This is a genomic window from Pseudoalteromonas sp. CO325X, assembly GCF_004208955.1.
In the GTDB taxonomy this organism is placed as follows: Bacteria; Pseudomonadota; Gammaproteobacteria; order Enterobacterales; family Alteromonadaceae; genus Pseudoalteromonas; species Pseudoalteromonas ruthenica.
In genome coordinates, this window is sequence record NZ_SGPG01000026.1 from 66,902 (window position 1) to 88,259 (window position 21,358).

Here is a 21,358-nt window from a genome sequence, read left to right on the forward strand (position 1 = left end):
AACAATAACGATAATAATCATGATCACCAGCATTCATTTGAGCGCCTTTATTAGCGGACTGTTTATGATGGCGCTAATCGTCAGCGTTGTTCTCGTCAGTGAACGCCGTGATGGCTTAAGTGCGATGTTCTACTCAATCGCTGGACTGGCCTATATCAGTGGCTATTGGCAAGTCGCCAGCGTCATTTTGTTAGGCGCTTATGGCGTTCGTTGTTGGCTTGTATACCGGCATCAAAATAAAAGATTACTGCTTGGCAAGGGTGGGTTAGTGCTATTGCAGAGCTTGCTGATAGCAACGCACCTCTCTTTTGAGTTGCACAGCGCTTGGTTATGCATCGTCCCCTTGTTGTTGCAGCTTAGCGCTTATATGGAGCTGAGCTTTAGTGAGCCGGAAGTTGCATCCAACCAACAAGCTAATACACTTGATAACCACTCTCTCCCTATTATTTCTTGGCCGCAAGCGTTAGCGCAATATCAAGATTGGAGCGCCAATAATCGCGCTGATATCGCCTTAATTTTAGTACAAATAGAAGGTTATGAGCCTCTTAACCGTCAGCTTGGGCAAGAATTCGCTGAGCTATTACTGATGCAAGCCTTAACGCGGATGAATCAAGTCATCGACCACCCGCAAGTGTTAAATCTCAATGTGCCGCGACGACAAGTGCAACAGAGCGCGCAACTTTTCCAAGTTGCTCCGCTGTGTTACGGCACAGTGGTGGTATTCGATCAAGAGCGACACGTGCATGAGCAAGTTGCTCAACAGCTAGCCGATGCTGCTCAGCGGCCGTTCAATTCTCAGCAGGGTATCGTCGAGCTAAAACCGCATATCGCTATCGTACAAGGGGCGAGTTCAGCATCAAGCCTTGATGACATGTTGCAGTGCGCGTTTAAAACGCGTGACTTTTATCCCGAGCAACGTATTAGTCATTACAGTGCTGAGCTAGAGCAGCAGGTGCAAGCCCACGAAATACAACTGAAAGAGTTAGAGAAGGTCGATTTTGAGCAAGACTTTGTGCTTTATTTTCAGCCTGTAATTGGATTGCCCAAACAAGAGCTCTTGTATGTTGAATTATTGCTACGATGGCAGCATCCAGAAAAAGGGTTATTAAAAGCCGAAGAATTTATTGCTGATCTGCGTGCCGTTGGACGTGGTTATAAGCTGGCATTCCATGTGCTTGAACGTGCAGCAGAAATGGCCTTGGCATTAAAAATGGACGGGCAGCCGACCCCGATAAGCATTAACTTGTATGGTGAAGAAGTCTTGCACGATGAGTTTGTTGATTTTGCTGAGCGTATGGTACGAGAGCATAATCTTGCTCATGGCGATTTAATTGTTGAGTGTCCTCTGCCAGTGCTTATGTCGCTGGATAATCGCGCTTTGTCATTGTTAACTCGGTTACACCAGGTGGGGGTTCACGTCTGTTTGGATGGTCTTGGCGAAACGCCGCTATTTTTAGCAAAATTGCCTAAGCTTAAGCTAAGTTACGTCAAAGTGGACCCTGCATTGACTGAAGATGTTGATTATACCAGCGCCAATAAAGCGTTACTCAATGGCCTTATTGACATGCATCGCCACCTAAAGGCGCAAGTGATTTGCCAAGGTATTGAAACCGAAGCCCAGCTTAGCTACATCAAAGAGTTCAATGTGCAAGGCGCGCAAGGGTTCATTTTTACCCAGCCTTTACCATTAGAAGGGTTATTAGGGTGGGGGCGACAGTGGCGTCACCAACAATCCTTCAGCTAGCGTTGGTATCTTGCACGTAAAAAAGCAATAACTAAGGCAGTGAGAATTTGCCCAGCGGCATTCGCGCCAGCGTCATAACCATTGGGGTCTTGCTCTGGAGCCGCTTCGCACAAATGAATGTACGCCAGCGCCGAAGTGCGCGCGGCGCAAAAGACATATTGCTCAGCTTCGCTAAGGCTTACACCTCGGTGATTAAATGCACTAGCTGGCGCGCAGGTAATGGCATCGACATCCAACTCTATGGCCAGCGGGCTAGTAAGAGTAAAGCTGTGTAGGGCGCTATTCACCGACTCTGCTATTGATGTGGTCGTGGCTACTTTAAGAGCATGATAACTGGTGTAGCTGGCGTGATGTTCATGCAGTGCGGCTAGTATATCTTGGTTATTTTTCTGTTCATCCAGAGCGATGACATGGTAGCCCTGTAAATATCCCCGGCGTGCAGCATAGTGAAAACCATTGCCACTGTGGCGTCCCTCAAGTGCACGAAAGTCACCGTGGGGGTCTAGATTGAGTGCATTGATGGCACAGCCGAAATGCTTACTGCTTGCGCTCAGTAACGGGTAACAATTATTGTGACCGCCACCTATCACTATCGGGGTTAGTCCGGCCGCTAGAATAGCTGCCACTACAGGTTCGACTAACTGATCTATATTCTCACACAAGGCCCGCAGGCGTACCGTGTCGTCTGGATTAAGGTTGTCCAAAGCCTGGCTTTGCAGCTGCAGCGCTTGGCAGTCTATTTCTCCTAGCAAGAGTGTGTCTTGTACGGGGGTAAATTCATTAACAGGAAGGTTTAAAAACTTTGATAAAAAAGCGCGAAAACCTTGTTGAGCCCCGCCTTTACCTAAGTTTGCCCGAGGGCCTATATCTTCTGGAATACCGAGAATAACGTAACGTATGCCAAAGGCATAAGCATCTTTGAGGGCTTGACTGAACTCCAAACGCGTATCGAGCAAGGCCATCGCCTGCCACACACGCTGTTCGCCGGGGCGAGCAGCCACTATGCCTTGTAAGCTCTGCTCATCATAAATAGTGACTGCATGATTCATATAGTGGATTAATCCTCTAATACATCAAGCTCTTCGTCTTCGATGTACTCTAGCTCTAGCTCTTCGGCGGACAATATAATGCCGGTACTATCGGCATAAATATAATCATCTTCGTAGAAAGAGACCCCGGCAAAGTTAACTGGAATTCCTTCCTCACCCGGAGCGAGATTGTCTGCGCCCACAGGAATTGAGGCAATCGCTTGGATGCCTAGCTCCAGCTCTTCTAGCTCATCAACATGGCGTACCGCACCATATACGATGATCCCTTCCCAATTATTCTCGACGGCGAGTTCTGCAAGCTCGATGTCTACCAGCGCGCGGCGAGTAGAACCGCCACCATCAACGAGCAGCACACAGTCAGTACCATCTTGTTGCAGTACCTCACGCAGCAGTTGGCTACTCTCAAAACATTTCACCGTTCTTATACGGCCGCAAAATGCACTTTGACCACCAAAATTAATAAACATGGGTTCAAGCACATCAACTACATCGGCAAAATGGTCGCAAAGTTCAGAAGTACTGTATTCCATTGGGCTCTCCTACGGGCACTTTTGCATCAAGTATACCTAGGTTATGGGGCTTAGCAAGCGAAGCGCAAGGTCATCGTGAGACGACATATTAGTGTCTAAAAAACGTCATGTAATTGTTATTTTCGCTCACTATAGTCAAAGTAAGTCAGCTAGTTAGGTGAAAGCGAATGATCTTATCGCACATAGATCGCATAGACAGGGCACTGTTTAAGGTGATATTTCGCCGGCGTTACCGGCGCTGGTTACATCACTGCATTCGCATGACATCACGCTCAGGAGACGGCATTTTATATGGGGCCTTTGCTCTTTACCTAGTGGCATTTAGTACCGCGCAGCAACAGACGTTAGTAATGGTACTGCTGGTGGCTTACCTAATCGAGAGACCAGTGTATTACGCTACTAAAAACCTGTTTCAGCGTGTGAGGCCCTGTGATGGCGTGATAAGCCATGCGCATATTCGCCCAAGCGATAAATTTAGTTTGCCTTCAGGGCACAGCGCAGCGGCGTGGGTATTTGCTACTGTAGTCAGCCACTTCTATCCACCACTAGCTATATTTCTTTATGCATGGGCAAGCTTGGTAGCGTTATCGCGGGTGCTGCTCGGGGTACATTATCCCCTTGATGTAGTTATCGGCTCGTTGATGGGTTACGGCTGTGCCCTTTTAGCACTTATTATTACAGGGACTTTATGAGAATTCTTTATGGCGTTCAGGGCACAGGGAATGGCCACACCACACGCGCTCGGGTCATGGCCAAGGCATTTGCCAAGGCGGGTATTAAAGTGGATTACTTATTTTCAGGGCGCAGCAAAGCTGATTATTTTGATATGCAGGAGTTTGCCGACTTTCAGACGCGAACAGGGCTTACCTTTGTCACCGAACGGGGTCGAGTTAATGGCTTTAAAACGGTTAAACAAGCGAAAATACGAGAATTTATCAGTGATATTCGTGAACTCAACTTACGCCATTATGATTTAATCTTTAATGACTTTGAGCCCGTTACCGCGTGGGCTGGGCGTCGGCAAAAAATTCCTGTTATTGGCATGAGCCATCAAGCCGCATTTTTATCACCCCACGTACCGGTAACTGGCGATAACCTCTTTACCAAAGCAATGATCCGTAACTTCGCTCCAGCGGATGTTTATCTCGGAGTGCATTGGCAGCCTTTTGACGATTCTATTATTCCTCCGTTTATTGAGCATGGCACTGCGGTTGATAGTGAGTATGTCGATAACAAGGTACTGGTGTACCTGCCTTTTGAGGAGCTGGAGGAGGTTATACATTATCTCAAAGACTTTCCTGGCAAAGAGTTTTACTGTTATCACCCACACGCGCAAGACCAGTCTCTCGCTCATATTCATTTGCGCCGCCCGTCTCGGGCAAACTTCCTGCGTGATTTGGCAAGTGCGAGCGGAGTTATAGCCAATGCCGGTTTTGAACTTGCCAGTGAAGCGCTTACGTTGGGTAAGAAGCTCTTGCTTAAACCTCTGAACGGTCAATTCGAGCAATACTCAAATGCATTGACGTTGCAGCAAATGCAGCGGGCGCAAGTGATGCACTATCTTGATCAAGATGCGCTCGAAGATTGGATCAATATTGCGACCCAATCTCGAATTAACTATCCTCAAGATCCTGCGCCTTTGGTCGATTGGTTAGTACAGGGGCAGTGGCATCAGCGTAAAGGCTTAAATGAGCAGTTGTGGCACAACGTGTTGTAATTTTTGTTGGTTCTGGTCGCTTGATTAAGATATAACTGCCTTGATTTTAAGAAAAATCGACAAATTTTTTGCGACATATCATATATGGCGGCTAAAATTTGAAGATAATGGCGCTGCAGTTACTTAGAAGGTCAAAACCATGAACTTTATGAAAAAGCTCACGATTAAACGTCGTTTACAGTTAAATGGCGCAGTCGTAGCAACAGCTTTGCTGGTGTTATTCGCTGTAATTATCTATGAAGCCCGCATAATGGGCTTACTTAACTCCACACTGGAAAATGCTGAAGAGCTCAATGTTCATGAGCTTACCTTACGTAAGCATGAGAAAAACTTTCTATTTTACAAGCAAGAACAAGCATTGGATGAGTTTGCCACTGAGTATCAAGCTCTTGAAGCGCGGGTAGCGAAGCTGCGCGAGCAGTTTGTGACCCTCGATGGTGATACTCAGCTGATTGATAATTTCGCCTCACAGGCGCAGCAGTATCGTGATGACTTTAACAACGTCGAGGCTTTACAGCGCGAAATCGGCTTGCACCCAAAAGATGCCCTTTATGGCGCTCTACGCAGCGCCGTACATGAAGTCGAAACTCTTCTTAAAGAGCGACAAAACTTTGAAATGCTGGCGCTGATGTTACAACTTCGTCGGGCTGAGAAAGATTTTATGTTGCGCCTTGATGTGAAGTATCTAGGGAAGTTTGACACCCATTTCAGCGCATTGAAAAACAAAGTGCAAAGCGCGGGGTTTGATGCGCCATATCGCACTAAGTTAATCACCCTCCTTGATGACTATCGCAGTAAATTTAAAAGCTTGGTTGATGCCCAACAACGCTTGGGCGTTGATTTAGAGTCTGGCGCGCTGGGGCAATTGCGCCAGTCCGTTGAGCAAAGTGACAAGTATGCTCGCCAAGTGCTGGGCGCCACGAAAGAGATGATAGAGCAAGAGATGCGAGTGACTCAGATCACTGCTCTGACAATTTTAGTGATTGCTGCAATCTTGGTGGCGGCGCTGCTGACAATGACCAGTCGCGCGATTATTCAGCCAATTGATAGAGCGGTCAGTGCTATTACCCGTATTCGTGAGACCAATGATTTAAGTATTCAAATTGACACCCAAGGCAATGACGAAATTGCGACGCTGACTAGCAATATCAATAACCTCACCGCCGGTTTTAGAGGGCTTATTTTTGATGTAAACAATGCCCTAGCGACACTGAACGCCGCAACAGAAGACTTAGCTAGCACCACCGCATCAACCAGTACTGGCGTACAAGAGCAGTTACAAGAAGCTGATATGGTGGCCACAGCAGCCACCGAGATGCAGGCAACCATTCATGATATCTCTGGCAACACAGAGGAAGCTGCGAAACGAGCGCAAACAACCAATGAAAGTGCTTCTCAAGGGCGTCAGGAAGTGGATGCCACCGTATCTCGTATTGCCCAGCTCTCGGACTCGCTTGGTAATGCCTCTGGGGTGGTTGGTGATTTAGAGAAAGATGCTGACACCATTGGTTCGGTACTGGATGTTATTCGCGGTATCGCTGAGCAAACCAACCTCCTAGCGTTGAACGCTGCCATAGAAGCGGCACGGGCGGGTGAGCAAGGCCGTGGCTTTGCGGTGGTTGCGGATGAAGTACGTTCATTGGCGCAACGCACACAAGACTCCACACAGGAGATAGAAAATATTATTTCTGGCCTGCAACAGCGGACCCAACAAGTTGTGAGTATTATGCAACAGTGTCGCGATCAAGGCGGTGAGAGTGCAGAGCAAGCTTCTCGTGCCGGCGACTTACTGAGCTCGATTACCCAAGAAATTGAAACCATAATGGAAATGAGTACGCAAATCGCGGTGGCCATTGAGCAGCAATCACAGGTTGCCTCTGAAGTGAATCAAAACGTGGTGCGTATTCGTGATATTGCGGAGCAGGCCAGTGGCCATGCAAGTAATAATGCCCATACCAGTGAGGAAGTCGCAGAGCAGGCTCGGGTGTTGCACGATGCCGTGGCTAAATACAAGGTTTAGAAAAGCCGAAGACAGTAACATAATAAAAGGGGGCGAGAGCCCCTTTTTTGTACTCACCCACCCTAGTTGGTGGCAACGCACTTAGCTTAAGGCGTCACCTTAATCGCAATGCTTGCATCACGCTGGGCATTCGCTGATTTAAGTCGCGCCAAATAACTCTGCCAGAGATTATCTTTGTTACTGGTCAGTTCGGCTAAGTAGCGAAAGCTGTATAAGCCACTGAGATGGCCATCATCAAAAATTAGGCGCACGGCGTAGTGGCCAACAGGTTCGATTTTGTTGATACCAACGTCCCGTTTGTTGGTGACTAGGTTTGGCTCGCTTTGATGGTGGCCTTGTACTTCGGCAGAAGGGGAGTGTACACGTAGGAATTCAGCACTGAGCTCGGCGCTATCGCCATTGTCAAAGTGAATGTCTAAGGTTTTTGAACGCTGATGATAGTGTAAGGTTGTTATCAACATAAACCAGCCTCAGTAAAAAGGGCTTGGGTGGAGTTGCCCAAGCCCATGCCGTTATAAAATAAAGCGGCTTAGGTCTTCGTCTTGCACCAAGTTACCCAAGTGCTGATTGACGTACTCGCCGTCAATGGTAAGACGTGAGCCTGCCTTATCGGAAGCATCGAAGGATATTTCTTCCATCAATCGCTCCATCACTGTGTGTAGTCGACGAGCACCAATATTTTCTGTCTTTTCATTCACTTGCCACGCTGCTTGAGCAATGCTGTCAATGGCATCATCAGTGAACTCGATGGTGACTTCTTCGGTATTCATAAGCGCGATTTGTTGCTCCGTTAGCGAAGCATGCGGCTCAGTCAAAATACGCTTAAAGTCATTGGCGCTGAGGGCGTCTAACTCAACTCGGATCGGTAAACGGCCTTGTAGTTCAGGGATTAAATCTGAGGGTTTAGCCATTTGGAACGCGCCAGAAGCAATAAATAGAATATGGTCAGTTTTCACCATACCGTGCTTGGTGCTCACACTTGAACCTTCGATAAGCGGCAGTAGGTCACGTTGTACCCCCTCACGGCTTACATCTGGACCATTTGCTTCACCGCGCTTACAAATTTTGTCTACTTCATCTAAGAACACAATACCGTGTTGCTCAACGGCTTCAATAGCGAGCTCTTTAACATCTTCGGGGTTAACCAGTTTTGCGGCTTCTTCCTCAACTAGTAGTTTAAAGGCTTCTTTAATCTTCAACTTGCGCTTTTTGGTTTTGCCGCCGGACATGTTTTGGAACATGCTCTGCAGTTGGTTGGTCATTTCTTCCATGCCGGGCGGTGACATGATTTCAACATTAGGCGCTTGCTCAGCAACATCGATTTCAATTTCTTTATCATCGAGCTGACCTTCACGTAATTTCTTCCGGAAACTTTGGCGGGTACTACTATTTTCACTCGGTTGTGACTCGCCCCAGGTGTCTTTAGCTGGTGGCAGTAATGCGTCTAAAATACGCTCTTCTGCAGCTTCCTCAGCACGGAAGTGGTGTTTCTTCGCCTGCTGCTCACGAACCATCTTAATGGCAATGTCGACGAGATCGCGAATAATAGTCTCTACTTCTTTGCCAACATAGCCAACTTCAGTGAACTTAGTCGCTTCTACTTTCAAAAAAGGAGCATTAGCAAGTTTGGCTAACCGGCGTGCTATTTCAGTTTTACCCACACCGGTTGGGCCGATCATAAGGATATTTTTCGGTGTTACTTCCTGGCGCAGGCTCTCGTCAAGCTGCATACGGCGCCAACGGTTGCGCAGGGCGATAGCCACCGCTTTTTTAGCATTGCTCTGACCAATAATGTGTTGATCAAGCTCGTGAACGATTTCTCTGGGAGTCATAGCTGACATGGCAGCTCCTTTTACAATTCTTCGATAGTTTGGTGGTTGTTGGTAAAGACGCAGATATCGCCAGCGATTTTTAAGCTGCGTTCAACGATTTCACGCGCACCAAGCTCTGTGTTTTCTAATAATGCAATTGCGGCTGATTGGGCAAAGTTGCCGCCGCTACCAATCGCAATTAGGTCATGTTCAGGCTGTACCACATCGCCATTACCGGTAATAATCAATGAGGTGGTTTCATCAGCAACCGCAAGAATGGCTTCGAGTCGCCTTAAGGCTCTGTCACTGCGCCAATCTTTGGCCATCTCTACAGCGGCTTTGGTTAAATGCCCTTGGTGCATCTCTAATTTACTTTCAAAACGCTCAAAAAGGGTAAACGCATCGGCTGTACCGCCTGCAAACCCGGCGATCACTTTACCGTTGAAAAGACGACGCACTTTACGCGCGTTGCCCTTCATTACCGTGTTGCCGAGCGAAACTTGGCCATCGCCGCCAATAACAACCTTGCCTTCACGGCGTACAGAAACGATTGTGGTCATGTGTGTCCTTATACCCAGTCTGGGTGTTTGTAACTGTCTAATAGCGAGGAAATATGGGCATGAAAAAGGGATTTCAAGGTAAACTTGCAATCCCTTTATGTGATTTGCTGTGCCTGCTTGGTTATTTACATGGCGATAACGGCTTTCGCTTTGCCTAATTCCACAACCAGATGCCACAGCCCATGATTTTTGCCTGACGCTTAAGCTTGTTCTTATCGCTCTCTGCGCCGCGCTTAGTCGGATAGGGGCCTAACCGTACTCTAAACCAGACGCCATTGCTGCCTTCAGTGCGCCTGATTTCTGATACTAGCCCGACAAAGGCTATTTTGGCCTTGAGCGTTTCCGCCTGCGCATAGGTTCTAAATGACCCGCATTGCATTTGATAAGGGCCTTTTTGCTCAATTTCTTTGACCTCAACCTCTATCTCGGCTTGCTTTATTTCGTTGATAAATTCGGGCGTTTGCGGCTTTTTAATTTCTGGCTTGGAGGCGCTTGGTTTCTGCTTAACTTGCTCAACAGCCTCAGGATCAGCATGGGTTTTTATATACCAGAGGCCGTAAGCGAAGCCGGCGAGTAACAAAATGGCCAAAGCAATAAGCACAAGCGGCAGAGGCTTTTTTGCTTGGGCTTTTTTGTTCTTACCACGCTGAGGTCGTTTGCGATTTATATAGTCGTGCTGGGCCATAATTGTTTTTGTGTTCTCTTTACATCATGTCTATGGGATCAACGTCCAAATTCCAGCGTACTTTTTGCGCCAGCTTATTACTACCGAGGTAGTTCATTAGTTGCGCCAAAAAGCCGTGTAGCGCGCCTCTATCTTGCCCTTGAATATGCAATTGATAACGGTATTTGCCAGCGACTCGCTCGAGCGGTGCGGGAATCGGACCCAGCAATTGTATCTTAGGCACGGGGGCTGCGGGAACTAAATCCGATAAAAAGCGCAACAGTAGCGATAAATCATGCGCTTCCGCCCTTAGCAGGGCTAAGTGCGAAAACGGTGGCATTTCTGTTTCATGGCGCTCTTGCAAAGCATAACGGGCAAAGTGTTGGTAACCATTATTGACTAAATCTTGCAATAGTGGGTGCTCTGGGAAGTGAGTTTGCAGCAACACGGTGCCTGGTTCGCCACTGCGCCCTGCGCGTCCTGCTACTTGAGTCACTAGTTGTGCTAAGTGTTCGGTGGCACGGAAATCACATGAGTATAACCCGGCGTCGACATCAAGAATAATGACTAGGCTGACATCGGCAAAGTGGTGGCCTTTGGCTAGCATTTGTGTGCCCACCAATAAGCGTGCGCCGCCGCGATTGATGGCAGCCAGTTCTTCCTCCAAACTGCCTTTACGTCGTGTTGAATCTCGGTCGATACGGCTGATGGGTGTGTCGGGAAATTGCTCGCTTAGTGCTTCTTGCAATTGCTCGGTGCCCAGTCCCACTGGGTTTATTTGTGTGCTACCACAATCCGGGCATTGCATGGGTGGTGCACTTTGCTCGCCACAATGATGGCACACCAAACGACGCATGGCCTTGTGGTAGGTCGCGCTGGTGCTACAACGCGAGCAATCGCTGAGCCATCCGCACTCATGGCAAATGAGCGAAGGGGAAAAGCCGCGACGGTTCAAAAATACCATCACTTGCTTTTGTCTCGCCAGCTCACGCTTGATATAGGCAAGGGCGCTATGGCTGAGTCCAGCCTCAAGGTGCTGACCTTTAATGTCTATGAGTTCAAATTGATTGTCACTGCTGGTTTGTGCCCGTTGGGTGAGACTGAGCAATTGGTACTTATCGGACAATGCACGGTTGAGTGTTTCCAGGGCAGGGGTCGCGCTGCCTAGAACTAAGGGAATGTTTTGCTGTTGCGCACGATAAGCAGCCAGATCTCGGGCGTGATAGCGTAGGGTGTCTTGCTGTTTGAATGAGGCGTCATGCTCCTCATCGACAATAATCATGCCTATGCGTAAAAACGGCATAAAAATCGCTGAACGTGTGCCAATCACTATGGCACAGCTACCTTTTTGGCAAAACCGCCAGGTTTGCAAACGCTCATTATCTGTCAACGCTGAGTGCCAGAGCATAATTGGCGTATTGGGGAAGCGGCGGCGAAAGCGATTTACCGTCTGTGGTGTTAGGCCTATTTCGGGGACCAAGACTAAGGCTTGTTTGCCTTGTTGCAAAACCTCCTCTAAGCACTGCAGATACACCTCGGTTTTGCCGCTGCCAGTGACTCCCTCAAGTAAAAAAGCGGAAAACCCAGGAGATTGATTAATGGTCGTGCAGGCGACAGCTTGTTCGCTGTTTAACCTTGGTTTGTTGGCCACTTGTAATGGCTGCTCGCGCCATTGACTATCAAACTCAACTGCTTGAGTTATTAGTTTTTTATTGATGAGGGCATCAATGGTGGCTTTGGAGTAGCCCAGAGCTTTAATTTCCGTGGTGGGCGATTTCCCTGATTCAGCTAGCTGCTTAAGCAAGGCTTGTTGCTTTTTCGCCCGCAGTGTCGGTTGTTGTTGCCCTTGCTTGGTGAGTTGCAGGTAATTAATGCTGGTTTTATCAATATCCGCGCCTTCACGCAGCGCTTTTGGCAAAGCGGTAAAGACGGTTTCACCTAATGGATAATGATAATAGCGAGCAGTAAATTGCAATAACTGTAGGTGACTGTCATCAATAATGGCAGTGCTATCGAGCACGGCTTTAACGGCTTTGACTTTATCTTCCGGCATCTCTGTGCTGGCTTTTACCTTTAACACCATACCGGTCAGGACACGCGAACCAAAAGGAACACTGACCCTTACCCCTACAGTCACGGCGCGAGAGCACAACTCGATGGGCAATAAATAGTCGAAGCTACGGTGTAAGGGCACCTTAAGTGCTACTTCAACGTAGCACGGGGTCGCGTTGCTACTGTGGCTGTTGGAATCGCGAGATGATGGCAACAAAAATCAGGCCCCAAGAACTAGAATATAGCGCTAATGTACTAAATTCATGGCGCAGTGAATAGCCGCAATTAAAGCTTGAACATTAATCAGGAGTCAAATAAAATACGCGGCCTTAAGGGTGCTGAGCGGGTTATATCCATGCTTTGGCACATTGAAACTAACGCGTATGGTGCCAAACTTCGGGTTTGGAGAGCGATACGGCCTATTTAGAGGTAACCCCCATGAAAGAAGGTATCCACCCTAAGTACGAAGCAATCAACGCAACGTGCTCTTGTGGCAACAAATTCCAGACAAGCTCTACCCTGTGTAAAGACATTCACCTAGACGTATGTTCAGAGTGTCACCCATTCTACACTGGTAAGCAAAAGATCCTTGATACAGGTGGTCGTGTAGATCGCTTCAATAAGCGCTTCGGTGCGCTTAGCAGCAAGAAGTAATCTTTGCTTGTCGAGAAAAGCACCTTCGGGTGCTTTTTTTGTGTCTATGATTTTTATCCATCCCCGTTATTCATACTAGCCATTTCACCTTAAGCTCTAGCTCATTTAAAGTGACAAAAAAGCACAATAATGACGCTAAAGTTCACTAAAATTCACTTACTTTGTTATTAGCGAACAATAAGATTCGTTATCCGATCGGTATTCTTTTTAGTTATATTAAGTTATTCGGATATAGCATTATGCATGGCTTTAGGTGGTTTTTTATGCATGCATAAGTCCCTATAGTGCATGGAATATCAAAATTTACACATAAAGCTTTAGATAATGTGCATGAATTTGGGCTTAAAACCCTTTAATTTCGTACAACAGGATAGACCTGATATTGCTTGAATATATTTAGAAAAGCGGTATGGTTTGCCTTAACTAGCTGAACTCTCACATACATTTCTAGCAGGATACTCGTTCATGTCTGACTTTCGTGAAAAAGCCCTCGATTACCACGCTAACCCCGTTCCAGGAAAAATTAGCATTGAACTCACCAAAAGCGCCGAGACCGTTAACGATCTCGCTTTAGCCTACAGCCCAGGTGTCGCAGAGCCGGTACGTGAAATCGCTGCCGATGCTAATAATGCTTATAAATACACGGCCAAAGGCAACATGGTTGCTGTGATCTCTAATGGCAGCGCCATTTTAGGATTGGGTAACTTAGGGCCGTTAGCGTCTAAGCCGGTCATGGAAGGCAAGGCACTACTGTTTAAGCGTTTTGCTAATCTTGATTCCATCGATATCGAGGTGAAGCATCGCACCACGGAAGACTTTATTAACACTGTAGAAAATATTGCCGATACCTTTGGCGGTATTAACCTCGAAGATATTAAAGCCCCAGAGTGCTTCGAAATCGAGCAAGCGCTCATTGAACGCTGTAATGTGCCAGTATTTCATGATGATCAACACGGCACTGCTATTGTCACTGCCGCAGGCATGCTAAACGCCTTAGAAATTCAAGGTAAAGATATTCGTGATGCTCTGATTGTGTGTTTGGGGGCTGGCGCAGCGGCAGTTGCGTGTATGGAGCTGCTTATTAAGTGTGGCGCTCAGCGCGAGCATATTTACATGCTTGACCGTAAAGGGGTGATCCACACGCGTCGTGATGACTTAAATGAATACAAGCAATTATTTGCTAACAACACCGATAAGCGCACCTTGCAAGACGTTATTGCCGATGCCGATGTGTTCGTTGGTGTTTCTGGCCCAGATTTGCTCTCAGCTGAAGACCTTAAGTTGATGGCCGACAAGCCAGTCATTTTTGCCTGTTCTAACCCAGACCCAGAAATTAAGCCGGATGTGGCACACAGTGCGCGCAAAGACTTAATTATGGCCACTGGGCGCTCTGACTACCCGAACCAGGTGAATAACGTACTGTGTTTCCCATTTATTTTCCGTGGTGCACTGGACGTGCGTGCCACCGCTATCAATGATGAGATGAAAATTGCCGCTGTAGAGGCTATTCGTAGCATCGCCAAGGAGCCAGTACCTGAGTCAGTGTTAACGGCATCTGGAGTGAGCGAATTAGAGTTTGGCGCGCAATACATTATTCCCAAGCCTATGGATCCACGATTATTACCACGCGTAGCGAAAGCCGTGGCGCAAGCGGCTGTGGAATCAGGTGTTGCGCAAATTGATATGCCAGCGAATTATATGGCTGAGTAATCACTTTACTACTCAGCGCTAGAAAAAAGAAAACCCAAGCTCAGTGCTTGGGTTTTTTATGGCTTGCAAAGAGCAATTGCTTCACTAACCGCTTCTCATACAGGCCGACTTGCGACATCTATGAACAATACTAAGCTAGCTCCTGCAATGAGGCCTAATGCTCAGGGTTTAGTTAAACTGGCTTGTCTTTGCTAGTCCTCTCCGATAACAGGCACTTCCACACCCATTTCTTCCATAATTTTTCTCACCTCTTCAGGTACCTTCTCCGGGTTATCTTTTCGGAGATCTTCGTCATTTGGCAGCGGCTGACCAGTAAAGGCATGTAGAAATGCTTCACACAGCAACTCACTGTTGGTGGCATGACGAAGATTATTCACCTGGCGGCGAGTACGTTCATCGGTTAATACTTTTAAAACATTGAGCGGGATGGAAACGGTAATTTTCTTTACCTGTTGGGCTTTTTTTCCATGCTCCGCATAAGGGTGAATGTATTCACCATTCCACTTGGCCATAATTTGCGTCTTATTTTTGGTCACTTAGGCATCAATAAGGGCGAAATTTTATCGCGTTGGTAAGGATAGTCAAATATTCATAAATTAGCTATTTAGACGTATAAATGTTTTGACTTCTAAATTATGTTAATTTAACCTTTTGGACGTCTAAACATCTATTTTCTTGATTGGGGGCAAATATGTCACAACTAAAAAAAGACACCATCGCCGTGCGCCATGGTATTGATGCCGATAAGCACCATGGTGCGGTGGTGCCACCCATTCATTTATCGACCACCTATTCCTTTGCTGATTTTGATAGCAAACGCGAATATGACTATGGTCGTAGCGGTAATCCCAATCGGGATATTTTGGCGCAGACCTTAGCGCAACTAGAGGGAGGTGAGCACGGAATTATTACCGCGACAGGTATGGCCGCAGTACACCTAGTGACGCAGCTACTGACGCCCAACGACACCCTAGTGATCCCCCATGATTGTTATGGCGGCAGTTATCGTTTATTTACTTCTTTGGCGAAGCGGGGGTTGCTCAAGGTTGAGGTTATCGATTTCACTCAATCAAACTGTTACCAACGCTTAGTGGCCGCCAAACCCAAACTGCTGTGGATTGAAACACCCAGTAACCCCATTTTGCGACTCACGGATATCCGCGCAGTGTGCGATGCCGCGCAGAGCATTGGTGCGCTGGTTGCAGCCGATAACACGTTTTTATCTCCCGCCTTACAAAACCCGCTTTTATTGGGTTGTGATGTGGTGGTGCATTCGACCACTAAATATATCAATGGTCATTCCGATGTGGTCGGTGGTGCGGTGATCACCAAAACCAAAGAGTTAGGTGAAGAGCTGGCATGGTGGGCTAATAATATTGGCATTACCGGCGCCGCTTTCGATAGCTATCTCACCCTGCGTGGTTTGCGTACCTTGAAAGTGCGCCTGAAGCAGCATGAAGAGAACGCCTTGGCGATTGCCCAATACCTTGAACAGCATCCTTGTGTGCAGTCAGTTTACTACCCAGGGTTGAGTTCGCACCCACAACACGACTTGGCAAAAGCGCAGCAACAGGGTTTTGGCGGCATGGTGAGCTTTGATATTAAAGGTCAGTTGCAAGACAGTGCCAAATTCCTCACCTCAGTAACGCAGTTTACCTTAGCGGAATCGTTGGGCGGGGTGGAAAGCCTTATTTGTCACCCGGCGACCATGACTCATGCGGGCATGGACAAGGCCGCGCGACTTGAAGCTGGGGTCGGCGACACGCTCATCCGGATTTCTGTTGGTATTGAAGATAAGCAGGATCTTATCGATGACTTAGATGCCGCTTTTAACGCCCTAGCAAGCAAATAAGAGGATACTATGACTCAGGTTGTACATAAGTTTGGTGGTTCGAGTCTCAGCAACGCGGCGCGTTACCATGCGGTCGCCAATATTGTTATCGGCAACAGCCAACTCGGTGACGTGGTGGTGGTCTCTGCGGCGGGCAAAACCACGGATACGCTAGTGAAGTTGTGGCAGGCCTATCAACAGCACGATAGCCATGGTTATCATGATGTCTTGCAGTTGCTACGCACCCATCAGCATGAGCTTATTGATGAGCTATTGGCAGCGCACCAAGCACACGCTCTGCAATCACAGCTTAATAGTGAGCTTCAGCGCATAGCCGAGCAATTGCAGACCAATACCTTAGATGAGGCATCCTTATTAGCCCATGGTGAACTGTGGTCGGCACGCTTGCTCGCAACCTATTTGCAGCAGTTAGGCTGTGCTGCGCAAGATCTTGATGCGCGGCAGCTACTGTGTGTGCACCAAGGGCAACTTCTGCATTTGGACAATGAAAAGCTCTGTGAGCGCCATATTGTCAGGGATAAAATCAACGTTGTAACGGGGTTTATTGCCGCCGATAGCAACCAGCAAACTGTCACCTTGGGACGCAATGGCAGTGACTACAGCGCCACTTTATTGGCCCGTTATGTCAACGCCAAACAAGTTTGTATCTGGACCGACACGCAGGGGGTTTTCAGCACCGACCCACGCAAAGTAGCCGATGCCTTAAAATATCAAAAAATCTGTCGTAGCCAAGCCAACCGCCTTGCCCAGTTAGGTAATCCGGTATTGCATGCGAAAACGCTGTCGCCTTTGCAAGGTAGCGCGATTAAGCTATCGGTGCGCAGCTCCTATGACAGCGATGCCAGTGGCACCGAGATTGTCCGCGAAGGTTACTGTAAGCATAAACGTTTTGTGACCACCATCGAGGGCGTTGACCTATATCGTGTGTCGAGCCTTAAAGTGGATGAACTGGCAACGTTAAGCCAGCTTATACAGCACACCATAGGCTATTTTCAGCAGCAGGGTGTAGACTTTTTGATTGTACCTAGCGCCCACAGCACTCTGATCTCCCGCGAGCTGGGAGAGCGTGGACAACTCGTTGAGTCAAACCTCAATGGGTGCGCCTTAGTTAGCCCAAACCAGTATACTCAGCAAGGCTACCAAGAAATGCTGGCATGCTTAGAGCAGCTTAACTTGACTATCCGCTTTAGCCACTGCGATCAGGACTACGCCTTGGTATTGACTGATCAAATCATTGATGCTGATAGTTTAGGGAAGGTACATCGCACCTTAATTGGTGCACACCAGCAAATTGCCGTGATTGTCGCCGGCCTTGGCAATGTGGGCAGTGTGTTTTTACAACAGTTTACGCAGCAGCTAGCGCGTTTAGAGCAGCATTTTGAGGTAAAACTGGTTGGTCTACTTCGAAGTCGCAGCATGTTATTTGACCCCTGTGGGTTAGACCCGCAGAATTGGCAAGGTCAATGGTTAGAACAAGCGGTTCCCTATCAAAGCGAGCAGTTGTGCGAACGCCTCAATGAGCTTGATTACGAACACAAGGTGGTCATTGATATAACCGCCAGTGAGTCATTCAGTGGCCTTTACCCTGACTTTGTGCGAGCTAACTGTCATTTGATCAGTGCCAACAAGTATGCCGGAACAGCGCCACATAGTTGGTATCAGTCGTTACGTAACGAGCTGGCAGAGCGCAATCTCAAATGGCGTTATAACACCAGTGTTGGCGCTGGGCTACCCATTAACTTTGCACTAGCTGATTTGCAGCGTAGTGGCGATGAGATCACCCGTATTCAAGGTGTGTTTTCTGGGACGTTATCATGGTTATGCAGTCACTATGATGGCAGCCAAGCTTTTTCTGAACTGCTTTTTGCGGCGCAAAAGCTGGGCTTTACCGAGCCCGATCCGCGTGAAGATTTATCCGGTCGAGATGTACAACGTAAGCTGTTGATCCTTGCACGCGAGTTGGGTTTGCAGTTGGACATTGACGATATTGAGTTAAGCCCACTGATGCCAGAGTCTTTAGCAAAAGGGAGCTGGCAGGATTTTCTCGATAATATTGCCTTACTTGATGACTTTGTTAGCACCCACGCACAGCAGGCGCAAGCCGAGCAAAAGGTACTGAGGTACAACGCTGACTTACGCATTGTTGATGGCAAGGTAAAAGCCCAAGTGGGTCTTGTTGCAGTGGCACAATCCAACCCCTTAGCGGGGTTAAGTCCGGGCGACAATATCTTTGTCGTCAACAGTCGCTGGTATGCGCAGAATGCCTTGGTTATTCAAGGCCCAGGTGCAGGGAAAGAGGTCACCGCTGCAGGTGTCCACTCAGATCTCTACTGGCTTATTGAGAGTCTTAGTTAATGCGGTAACAGGGTAATAAAAAAGCCAAGCATCACTGCTTGGCTTTTTTATTTAGAAGAGTTCGTCTTCAGTGGGCAGCTCAGGCTCATCCTGCCCTTGCGTTTCGAAGATCACCGGCGGCGCTTTTTCCACATACTTAGTGGGGGCAGTCCCCTTTATAAAGTATTCAAAGCGGCTGGTGTGGTCGTTTTGATGACTTAATAATCCTGATTTTAAATCAATTCGTACTGATTCCAGTCCTTCGGGTGGCTCAATAGGGGCCGCAGGCTCATCTTCAAGGGCCACACGCATGTAATCAATCCAAGCCGGTTGCGCTGTTTTCGCACCAGATTCGGCACCAAAGGTTTGTCCTTTCCCTAAGTTGTTGTTGTAACTGCTGCGTCCTAGCGGGTTACCTGGGTTATCAAAGCCAACCCACACTGTGGTCATAACATTGGCGTTAAAGCCACTAAACCAGGTATCGACCGAGTTGTTGGTGGTGCCGGTTTTACCTGATAAATCACGGCGCTTTAACCGTGTTGCGCGCCAGCCTGTGCCATTCCAGCCGGTGCCATGCTTCCAGCTGCCACCGCCCCAAATTGCACTGGTCATCGCATCGGCAATTAAGAAGGCATTCTGTTTAGAAATAACCTGTGGTGCGCATTGCGGTAACTGGGTATCAGTAGTCTCTGTGCTGTCAGTGTTGTCGGGATTACTCTCACTGGTGCTGCTGGGCTCGAGCATTGCCAACTCTGCAAACATTTCATTGCTGCGCTTTTGCTCTTCAGAGCAGGCCTTATAGGGTCGAGCTTGCATTAGCACTTCGCCTTCGGCGCTTTGTATTTCGGTAATAAAGTAAGGCTCAACTAAATGCCCACCATTGGCGAAAGCACTCATACCGCGAGCTAATTCTAAAGGTGTTAATGAAGCACTTCCCAGCGCCAGGGTTTCATTGCGCGGAATATCTTCATCATGAAAGCCAAACTTGAGTAAGTGTTCAGCGGCAGGGTCTACACCGACGCCGCGCAGCAACCTTACTGAAACCACGTTTTTTGACTGCGCTAAGGCACGTCTAACACGGATCGGGCCGACATATTTAGCTGGGCTATTCTTGGGTCGCCAAGCAACACCTTGGCTTTTATCCCAGTGATTTATCGGCGCATCGTTAATAATGGTTGCTAAGGAGTAACCGTGCTCTAACGCCGCAGAGTAAATGAAGGGCTTGATGTTAGAGCCAACTTGGCGCTTTGCCTGAACCGCTCGATTGTATTGGCTTTGTTCAAAGCTGTAGCCACCGACAATCGCCTTAATACGGCCGTCTTTAGGGTCAATAGAGACCAGTGCACTGGATGCTTCGGGAACTTGCGCTAACAGCGGGCGGCCGTCATTGTCGAAACGATACCAAATCTGAGCACCTGCAGAGAGAATATCGGCCGCGCTCTTCGGAGCGTAACTTTGACGAGACTGAGTAATAAATTTGCGCGCCCATTTTAACCCGTCCCACTCTATGGTGAACCGTTCACCTAATTCATTAAGTACTTCAACGGATTGCTCGTCCACACTCATCACCACTGCACCATGTAAGTCAGCGAGTGGGTTAAGGCCTTGCAAGTGGGCGATTAACTGTGGTTCGTCAAGAGGAGCTTCGGTTTCGCTATCCCATAGCACGGCTTCGGGGCCGCGATAACCATGGCGCATATCATACGCATATAGATTATCACGCAATGCTTGCTGAGCTGCTTGCTGCACTTTTGACTCTACCGAGGTGTAAACTCGCATACCTGAATTATAGGCTTGCTCCTCGCCATATTGAGCAACCAACTCGGCGCGCACCATCTCAGAAATATAAGGCGCATAAAGCTCTATCTCGGCGCCGTGGAAACGTGCGGTAATTGGTTTATTAGTTGCCTCATCAAACTCAGCCTGAGTGATATAGCCCTCATCTAACATCCGGCCTAACACGACGTTGCGGCGATTTTTAGCACGCTCAGGGTTGCGGATAGGGTTAAGTGCAGAAGGCGCCTTGGGTAGGCCCGCAATCATAGCCATTTGCGCTAAATCAAGTTCTTGTAGAGGCTTTCCATAGTACACTTGTGCTGCAGCACCGATGCCAAAGGCGCGATTACCAAGCTCAATCTTATTAAGATAAAGCTCAAAGATTTCATCTTTGGTCAATAATTGCTCAATATGCAATGCGATAAATATTTCTTTCACTTTTCGGATGTATGCTTTTTCCCGAGTAAGAAAGAAGTTTCGTGCCAGCTGCATGGTGATAGTACTTGCGCCTTGGCGCTTTTCACCCGTCGAGATAAGAACGATTGCACTACGGACAATACCGATAGGGTCGATACCGTAATGATCGTAGAAACGATTATCTTCAGTGGCCAGGAATGCATTCAGCATAGGCTGAGGTACTTCGCTGATTTTTACGGGAATTCGCCGTTTTTCACCAAACTGGTTGATAAGTTTTCCATCTCGGGTAAATACTTGCATTGGAGTCTGCAATTTTACGTCCTTTAGCACCGCCACACTGGGGATGTCAGATCTGACGTAAAGGTACAGCCCAGCTAGTACGATGCAGCCCAAGAGGACACATATGCAAAGGATTTGTAAAAATTTTTTGAATATTTTCACGGATATTTCCCTGTTTAGACTCCCAAT

General features: G+C 47.8%; 17 protein-coding genes. 8 read left to right on the forward strand and 9 right to left on the reverse strand.

The features are described 5' to 3' along the window. The first annotated feature begins 19 nt into the window (after positions 1-19). Positions 20-1,744, forward strand: a complete 1,725-nt coding sequence (locus EXT46_RS14360) for an EAL domain-containing protein (protein WP_130148076.1) — start codon at positions 20-22, stop codon at positions 1,742-1,744. Here EXT46_RS14360 and EXT46_RS14365 read toward each other — a convergent pair. Continuing rightward, the gene (locus EXT46_RS14365; RefSeq protein WP_130148078.1) at positions 1,741-2,793 is read right to left on the reverse strand and encodes a formimidoylglutamase; all 1,053 of its coding nucleotides are present in this window, start codon (positions 2,791-2,793) and stop codon (positions 1,741-1,743) included. The genes EXT46_RS14360 and EXT46_RS14365 overlap by 4 nt on opposite strands. Before the next feature lie 8 nt (positions 2,794-2,801). Next, on the reverse strand, positions 2,802-3,323 hold the full coding sequence (rraA, locus tag EXT46_RS14370; RefSeq protein WP_022946645.1) for a ribonuclease E activity regulator RraA: 522 nt from the start codon (positions 3,321-3,323) through the stop codon (positions 2,802-2,804). A 167-nt stretch (positions 3,324-3,490) separates the two neighbouring features. On the opposite strand from rraA, the gene EXT46_RS14375 reads away from it, so the two are divergent. The 3 genes from EXT46_RS14375 (at position 3,491) to EXT46_RS14385 (ending at position 7,060) form a co-directional block, all read left to right on the forward strand. Next, complete coding sequence (locus EXT46_RS14375; protein WP_053910176.1) at positions 3,491-4,015, forward strand: phosphatase PAP2 family protein; 525 nt, start codon at positions 3,491-3,493, stop codon at positions 4,013-4,015. Beyond that, the gene (locus tag EXT46_RS14380) at positions 4,012-5,040 is read left to right on the forward strand and encodes an MJ1255/VC2487 family glycosyltransferase (protein WP_130148080.1); all 1,029 of its coding nucleotides are present in this window, start codon (positions 4,012-4,014) and stop codon (positions 5,038-5,040) included. The genes EXT46_RS14375 and EXT46_RS14380 overlap by 4 nt, the downstream gene beginning before the upstream one ends. A gap of 139 nt (positions 5,041-5,179) precedes the next feature. After that, positions 5,180-7,060 carry a methyl-accepting chemotaxis protein gene (locus tag EXT46_RS14385; protein WP_130148082.1) on the forward strand — a complete coding sequence of 627 codons (1,881 nt, stop codon included), beginning with the start codon at positions 5,180-5,182 and terminating at the stop codon, positions 7,058-7,060. Between the two features lie 86 nt (positions 7,061-7,146). Here the strand turns inward: EXT46_RS14385 and EXT46_RS14390 are convergent, their stop codons facing one another. From EXT46_RS14390 to priA, 5 genes are all read right to left on the reverse strand, one after another. Continuing rightward, a complete protein-coding gene (locus EXT46_RS14390) occupies positions 7,147-7,521 on the reverse strand; it encodes a DUF971 domain-containing protein (protein ID WP_130148084.1) in 375 nt (124 codons plus the stop codon). A 51-nt stretch (positions 7,522-7,572) separates the two neighbouring features. Continuing rightward, the gene (gene hslU / locus EXT46_RS14395) at positions 7,573-8,901 is read right to left on the reverse strand and encodes an HslU--HslV peptidase ATPase subunit (protein WP_130148086.1); all 1,329 of its coding nucleotides are present in this window, start codon (positions 8,899-8,901) and stop codon (positions 7,573-7,575) included. Between the two features lie 11 nt (positions 8,902-8,912). Continuing rightward, complete coding sequence (hslV, locus tag EXT46_RS14400; RefSeq protein ID WP_022946651.1) at positions 8,913-9,431, reverse strand: ATP-dependent protease subunit HslV; 519 nt, start codon at positions 9,429-9,431, stop codon at positions 8,913-8,915. A gap of 154 nt (positions 9,432-9,585) precedes the next feature. Continuing rightward, positions 9,586-10,116: an SPOR domain-containing protein gene (locus EXT46_RS14405; RefSeq protein WP_130148088.1), complete on the reverse strand. Its 531-nt coding sequence runs from the start codon at positions 10,114-10,116 to the stop codon at positions 9,586-9,588. Positions 10,117-10,135: 19 nt separating this feature from the next. Then, the gene (priA, locus tag EXT46_RS14410; RefSeq protein ID WP_130148271.1) at positions 10,136-12,361 is read right to left on the reverse strand and encodes a primosomal protein N'; all 2,226 of its coding nucleotides are present in this window, start codon (positions 12,359-12,361) and stop codon (positions 10,136-10,138) included. Between the two features lie 224 nt (positions 12,362-12,585). Between priA and rpmE the strand changes: the two genes are divergently transcribed. Together rpmE and EXT46_RS14420 are read left to right on the forward strand one after the other, a co-directional pair. Then, positions 12,586-12,801 carry a 50S ribosomal protein L31 gene (rpmE, locus tag EXT46_RS14415; RefSeq protein WP_081604468.1) on the forward strand — a complete coding sequence of 72 codons (216 nt, stop codon included), beginning with the start codon at positions 12,586-12,588 and terminating at the stop codon, positions 12,799-12,801. 465 nt (positions 12,802-13,266) lie between these two features. Continuing rightward, complete coding sequence (locus EXT46_RS14420) at positions 13,267-14,511, forward strand: malic enzyme-like NAD(P)-binding protein (protein ID WP_130148090.1); 1,245 nt, start codon at positions 13,267-13,269, stop codon at positions 14,509-14,511. A gap of 191 nt (positions 14,512-14,702) precedes the next feature. Here the strand turns inward: EXT46_RS14420 and metJ are convergent, their stop codons facing one another. Further along, positions 14,703-15,023 (reverse strand): met regulon transcriptional regulator MetJ, encoded by a 321-nt coding sequence (gene metJ, locus EXT46_RS14425; RefSeq protein WP_022946657.1) that lies wholly within the window; start codon positions 15,021-15,023, stop codon positions 14,703-14,705. A 179-nt stretch (positions 15,024-15,202) separates the two neighbouring features. Here metJ and metB point away from each other — a divergent pair, with 179 nt between their 5' ends. Both metB and metL read left to right on the forward strand, forming a co-directional pair. After that, on the forward strand, positions 15,203-16,363 hold the full coding sequence (metB, locus tag EXT46_RS14430; protein ID WP_130148092.1) for a cystathionine gamma-synthase: 1,161 nt from the start codon (positions 15,203-15,205) through the stop codon (positions 16,361-16,363). 9 nt (positions 16,364-16,372) lie between these two features. Next, positions 16,373-18,718: a bifunctional aspartate kinase/homoserine dehydrogenase II gene (metL, locus tag EXT46_RS14435; protein ID WP_130148094.1), complete on the forward strand. Its 2,346-nt coding sequence runs from the start codon at positions 16,373-16,375 to the stop codon at positions 18,716-18,718. A gap of 51 nt (positions 18,719-18,769) precedes the next feature. On the opposite strand, the gene EXT46_RS14440 is transcribed toward metL, so the two are convergent. Then, on the reverse strand, positions 18,770-21,331 hold the full coding sequence (locus EXT46_RS14440) for a PBP1A family penicillin-binding protein (protein ID WP_130148096.1): 2,562 nt from the start codon (positions 21,329-21,331) through the stop codon (positions 18,770-18,772). Positions 21,332-21,358 lie beyond the last annotated feature (27 nt).

Excerpts from the sequence above, each read along its gene's own strand:
- EXT46_RS14360 (WP_130148076.1), top strand. The coding sequence starts at position 20 with ATGATCACCAGCATTCATTTGAGCGCCTTTATTAGCGGACTGTTTATG.
- EXT46_RS14365 (WP_130148078.1), bottom strand. The coding sequence starts at position 2,793 with ATGAATCATGCAGTCACTATTTATGATGAGCAGAGCTTACAAGGCATA.
- rraA (WP_022946645.1), bottom strand. The coding sequence starts at position 3,323 with ATGGAATACAGTACTTCTGAACTTTGCGACCATTTTGCCGATGTAGTT.
- EXT46_RS14375 (WP_053910176.1), top strand. The coding sequence starts at position 3,491 with ATGATCTTATCGCACATAGATCGCATAGACAGGGCACTGTTTAAGGTG.
- EXT46_RS14380 (WP_130148080.1), top strand. The coding sequence starts at position 4,012 with ATGAGAATTCTTTATGGCGTTCAGGGCACAGGGAATGGCCACACCACA.
- EXT46_RS14385 (WP_130148082.1), top strand. The coding sequence starts at position 5,180 with ATGAACTTTATGAAAAAGCTCACGATTAAACGTCGTTTACAGTTAAAT.
- EXT46_RS14390 (WP_130148084.1), bottom strand. The coding sequence starts at position 7,521 with ATGTTGATAACAACCTTACACTATCATCAGCGTTCAAAAACCTTAGAC.
- hslU (WP_130148086.1), bottom strand. The coding sequence starts at position 8,901 with ATGTCAGCTATGACTCCCAGAGAAATCGTTCACGAGCTTGATCAACAC.
- hslV (WP_022946651.1), bottom strand. The coding sequence starts at position 9,431 with ATGACCACAATCGTTTCTGTACGCCGTGAAGGCAAGGTTGTTATTGGC.
- EXT46_RS14405 (WP_130148088.1), bottom strand. The coding sequence starts at position 10,116 with ATGGCCCAGCACGACTATATAAATCGCAAACGACCTCAGCGTGGTAAG.
- rpmE (WP_081604468.1), top strand. The coding sequence starts at position 12,586 with ATGAAAGAAGGTATCCACCCTAAGTACGAAGCAATCAACGCAACGTGC.
- EXT46_RS14420 (WP_130148090.1), top strand. The coding sequence starts at position 13,267 with ATGTCTGACTTTCGTGAAAAAGCCCTCGATTACCACGCTAACCCCGTT.
- metJ (WP_022946657.1), bottom strand. The coding sequence starts at position 15,023 with ATGGCCAAGTGGAATGGTGAATACATTCACCCTTATGCGGAGCATGGA.
- metB (WP_130148092.1), top strand. The coding sequence starts at position 15,203 with ATGTCACAACTAAAAAAAGACACCATCGCCGTGCGCCATGGTATTGAT.
- metL (WP_130148094.1), top strand. The coding sequence starts at position 16,373 with ATGACTCAGGTTGTACATAAGTTTGGTGGTTCGAGTCTCAGCAACGCG.